This window comes from Pontibacter chinhatensis, from assembly GCF_900113285.1.
Lineage (GTDB): Bacteria > Bacteroidota > Bacteroidia > Cytophagales > Hymenobacteraceae > Pontibacter > Pontibacter chinhatensis.
The window spans coordinates 1-4,307 of record NZ_FOOT01000021.1 but is presented as its reverse complement, the minus strand read 5'-3'; the positions used below and the strand labels follow the sequence as shown (position 1 = coordinate 4,307).

At 50.7% G+C, this 4,307-nt stretch carries 4 protein-coding genes and 1 pseudogene; 2 read left to right on the top strand and 3 right to left on the bottom strand.

The window, feature by feature from the left end; all coding sequences use genetic code 11:
* Nucleotides 1-90: 90 nt before the first annotated feature.
* Nucleotides 91-771: a P-loop NTPase family protein gene (locus BM040_RS21490; protein ID WP_092105883.1), complete on the bottom strand. Its 681-nt coding sequence runs from the start codon at nt 769-771 to the stop codon at nt 91-93.
* A 195-nt stretch (nt 772-966) separates the two neighbouring features.
* Here BM040_RS21490 and BM040_RS21485 point away from each other — a divergent pair, with 195 nt between their 5' ends.
* Nucleotides 967-2,484, top strand: a complete 1,518-nt coding sequence (locus BM040_RS21485; RefSeq protein ID WP_092105881.1) for a TROVE domain-containing protein — start codon at nt 967-969, stop codon at nt 2,482-2,484.
* A 742-nt stretch (nt 2,485-3,226) separates the two neighbouring features.
* Nucleotides 3,227-3,565 carry a hypothetical protein gene (locus tag BM040_RS21480; protein ID WP_245756329.1) on the top strand — a complete coding sequence of 113 codons (339 nt, stop codon included), beginning with the start codon at nt 3,227-3,229 and terminating at the stop codon, nt 3,563-3,565.
* A gap of 72 nt (nt 3,566-3,637) precedes the next feature.
* On the opposite strand, the gene BM040_RS21475 is transcribed toward BM040_RS21480, so the two are convergent.
* Nucleotides 3,638-3,898, bottom strand: coding sequence for a hypothetical protein (locus BM040_RS21475; protein ID WP_139217873.1), 261 nt, complete (start codon nt 3,896-3,898; stop codon nt 3,638-3,640).
* Between the two features lie 136 nt (nt 3,899-4,034).
* Nucleotides 4,035-4,307, bottom strand: a pseudogene (locus tag BM040_RS21895) (alkaline phosphatase family protein); the annotation flags it as partial.

Below are 4,307 nucleotides of genomic sequence, written 5' to 3'. Positions count from 1 at the left end.
AGGGGCTGAATTTCAGAGCACCGGTGGAATTATTGGAGGAAATTGTAACTTGAAAAACCAACTTTACAATGGCTCAAAATCTGGGGTAGCTTACAACTTAACCGCTAACTTAGACTTACCAACACCAGCTGCACCTGAAAGCAGAAGAATATCTACATAATTAAGATGTTCTAACGCTTCTGTTATCTCCTTTTCTCTACCAATAAAATGATTGGTTAATGAAGGCTGTAAACCTTTAGTTGTTTTGTTTAAAAAATCAGGAAGGTTATATATCTCACCCTTTACTATTTCAACACCAACATATTGTTCTGAAAGACCAGGGAAGTCATAAATATACATCGGCAAGTTTTGTATATCATATACTTCAAGTGCTGCATTAGCATTATGCTGCAGAACCCTACCTTTCAGTTCATCAAAATCTTTAGGTGTAATTTTATCAGTACAGGCTAAGATAACCCTTCCAACTAACTCCTTCTTAATACCGGTCTTCTCTTCATTGAAACAATGCTCAATATCTTTAAACAACTTCTCTCTAAAGTTCTTAGCTTTTCCTAACTTCTCTTGAGTAGTACACTCTACAAAAACATACTTATCTCCATCAATAAAGAATGAATCTGGAGCTCCTTTACTAGTTTTCTCTTTAGCAACTACAGAGCCAGGTGCACCTATAAAAGTGTTCCCTTGGACATGCAGCAAGTGATTCATCAAGTCTTGAAATCTTGCTTGATTGATTGCTTTTAATGATGTCTCAATCTGTTTAATGAAATTCATTTTCTATGATCTATAGTCTTTGCTAAAGTAATTTGAGAAGAACCTAGTGAGCCCGAATAGAACTTTAACCTAAGTTAGGTTATGTAATCAACCAAAATCTAATAAATTTTTTATAAATATTAAAAATTTCCCCACCTGCGCAAAAAGACTGCGCACTAGCCCCTGAACTTTGGTCTATCATTAAAGCAAAAGGCCATGAAGTTCAACTTTCTCACACGTAAGAAGCACCAGACCACGAACCACGAAGGAGCGCTGGCCTGGAAGATAGGACCAGCCGCTGAGCTGTATGCAGCCGTTGTTACGGCCTCGCTGAGCGACACCTTCTACGAGAGCGGTAACCAGCGCCTGAAGCGCATCCGGGAGCTGATCGCGCAGAACGATCCGGAGTTTGTGGCGAAGCTGGCTGTGTACGCCCGCACCCACATGCACCTGCGCAGTGTGCCGCTTGTGCTGGTGGTGGAATTGGCCAAAGTGCATGCCGGCGACGACCTGGTGAGCCGCACGGTGGCCCGCGTGGTGCAGCGTGCCGATGAGATAACTGAGCTCCTCGCCTATTACAGCCTGAGCAACGGGCGCACCGGCACCAAAAAGCTGGGCCGCTTCTCCAAGCAGCTGCAGAAAGGGCTGGCCGTGGCCTTCAACCGCTTCGATGAGTACCAGTTTGCCAAGTATAACCGGGCTACGGAGGTGAAGCTGCGCGACGCGTTGTTCCTGGTGCACCCCAGGTCCAAAGACGACACGCAGCGGGCGCTCTTCGACAAGATTGCCGCTGATACGCTGGCTATACCTTATACCTGGGAGACGGAACTGTCGGAGCTGGGGCAGCGGGCATTTGAGAACGCCGAGGCCAAAGCCGCCGAGGTGCGGGCCAAGTGGGAGGAGCTGATCGACAGCGGCCGGCTGGGTTACATGGCCCTGCTCCGCAACCTGCGCAACATCCTGCAGGCAGAGGTATCGGCGGCGCATATGCAGCGGGTATGCGCTACCCTCTCCGATGCCCGTGCCGTGCAGCAGGCCAAACAGCTGCCCTTCCGCTTCCTGGCCGCTTATCGCGAGCTGTTGCCCCTCACCTCCGGCTATACCGCCATGGTGCTGGAGGCGCTGGAGCAGGCCGTGCAGGCAAGTGTGCAAAACATGCGGGGCTTCAGCGAGGAGGTGCGCGTGGTGGTGGCCTGCGACGTGTCGGGCTCCATGCAGCGCCCGATCTCGCCTCGCAGCAAGATCCTCAGCTACGACATCGGGCTGATGCTTGGCATGCTGCTGCAGCACCGCTGCCGCTATGTGGTGTCAGGTATGTTCGGCGACAGCTGGAAAGTGATCAACCTGCCCCAGCGCCAGGTGCTATCGAACGTGCAGGAGTTCTATCGCCGCGAAGGGGAGGTAGGCTACTCCACCAACGGCTACCTGGTCATCCGCGACCTGACGAGCCGCCGGGTGCAGGCCGACAAGGTGATGCTCTTTACCGACTGCCAGCTCTGGGATAACACCGGCTACAATCAGAGCCTGACCGAGGAGTGGAAGAAGTACAAGGCCATTGCGCCAAACGCCAGGCTATACCTCTTCGACCTGGCCGGCTACGGCAGCTCACCGCTAAACCTGGTGCGGGACGACGTGTTCCTCATCGCCGGCTGGAGCGACAAGGTGTTCGACGTGCTGGAGGCGATTGAGAAGGGCGGAGATGCCTTGGCAGTCATTGAGGAAATGGAACTATAAAATTAAAACAGGAGGTGCCGTAAGTGCGTGATACTTCGTGGTGTAGTCCTTTGAGACGAGCAGGTTCGAGCCCTGCACGCTGCCTGCAGCGTAAGCACGTGCTGCCTTTCGCCCTCCTGTTTCTTTTAAAATCTGAGCGGTGCCGTAGGTTGGAGTTACTTCGTCCAGGTGCTGGAATTGCAGGTTCGAGTCCTGCTTCCCGGGTCTGTAAAGACCGGGAATGGTGAAAGGGTAACACGCCAGCTATACAATAAGTCTCCGGCCGTCTGTCGCCCGCTCATTTTAAAATAGGAAAGTGGTGCCGTAGACAAGGGGTACTTCGTGTGTCGCAGGTTCGATTCCTGCCAAGGCCCGAGCGCCTTGTAGCTCAGCTGGTAGAGCAACGCCTTGCAAAAGGTTTAGGTCCTTTGTCGCCTGTCGCCCACTTAGAAAAGTAGAGTGCCGTTAAATGGAGTTACTTCGCCTGTCCCGCAAAACTAAACTCCATTTGCCCATCGCCTCTATACTTACTGGAACAGGTGCCGTAGGCCAGCGTTACTTCGATTGCGATTCGGCAGGTCGTGGGTTCGAGTCCCAACACCCGCAAGGGTGTAGCTCAGCTGGTAGAGCAGCATGTCGCTGGCCGCCTGTCGCCCTGTTCCTTTCTAATTACCTGAAGGTGCCTCTGGCCCGTAAGCCAGTGGTATTTCAGGAAAAGTTTTATATTGAATGTAATGTATATCTCTAAAGAGGAGAAATCCACATGATCTTAGAAATCACCACTACCCATAAACCGGCCACAGACTTGGGCTACCTGTTGCACAAGCACCCGGACAAGGTGCAGTCCGTGGAGCTGGCGGCGGGCAAGGCGCACGTATTTTACCCCGAGGCCACCGCCGAGCGCTGCACCGCCTGCTCATGCTCGATATCAACCCGGTTGACCTGGTGCAGGTGCGTAAAGGCACCTATGCCCTGCAGGACCAGTATCTGTAAGACTAACCTTATACCAGTAACTCTGGCTGAAGCTGCGCCATGTGAAAGCTTAGCGGGAGCTGGCCCCGCTTCAACGTTCACGAATTCTCTTTCCTTGAGCTATTTATAAAAATGTATGCCAACCGGGAACCCGGTTGGCATACATGTGAACGATGGGGTATGGTAAGTAACTGACTGTAGACTATAGTAGATAGTAAAGATCTTCCAGGCTAGATGTTCTTGCCTTGTTGGTTCCCCTGGGCACCTGCCGCCCCTCTGCCGGAACCAGCTTAAGCACATCTTCGGGAAACCATACTGTTTTACCCCTGAAGAACTCCACCAGAACGTTCTGTCTCCTAAAGTTTCCCATTTTGTATGAGCGAAATCGCCCGATTCCTGTTGGTGTTTCTAACTCAGTGCCCGCTGTTAGCACGGCGAAGTTTAACCCTTTAGTTGCTGCCATTTGTCTAAAGCTTAAGAATTTAACAGGTAAATAATTATTCAGTAAACTGTGTGAAGATATAAACAGCATATTACCTGTAAGTTACCTTATAACAAACAACCGGTTAAATTTGAGCGGAACTACCGACACCTTTCACCTACGGCATCAGCACCCACCTGTTGACCATGTTGTGCGGCCCTTCCAGCACTATTTTGTACATTCCGCCAGGTGTCGTATCTCCGACTGGGATAACTGCCTTTTCTCCTTTGAGCGGTACCGTCTTTACCATCTTATACTCATCTTTCCCACCCTCTTTAAAATGATTGGTAGAAGTTAGCCATACTTTCACCTTCCCTTTTTTCTGCTGGGCTTTCCAGCCAAGTATAAGCGAGTTGTTTTGGTAAACAGCAGTCGGTTGGACTAACGATAT

Excerpts from the sequence above, each read along its gene's own strand:
- BM040_RS21490 (WP_092105883.1), bottom strand. The coding sequence starts at position 771 with ATGAATTTCATTAAACAGATTGAGACATCATTAAAAGCAATCAATCAA.
- BM040_RS21485 (WP_092105881.1), top strand. The coding sequence starts at position 967 with ATGAAGTTCAACTTTCTCACACGTAAGAAGCACCAGACCACGAACCAC.
- BM040_RS21480 (WP_245756329.1), top strand. The coding sequence starts at position 3,227 with ATGATCTTAGAAATCACCACTACCCATAAACCGGCCACAGACTTGGGC.
- BM040_RS21475 (WP_139217873.1), bottom strand. The coding sequence starts at position 3,898 with ATGGCAGCAACTAAAGGGTTAAACTTCGCCGTGCTAACAGCGGGCACT.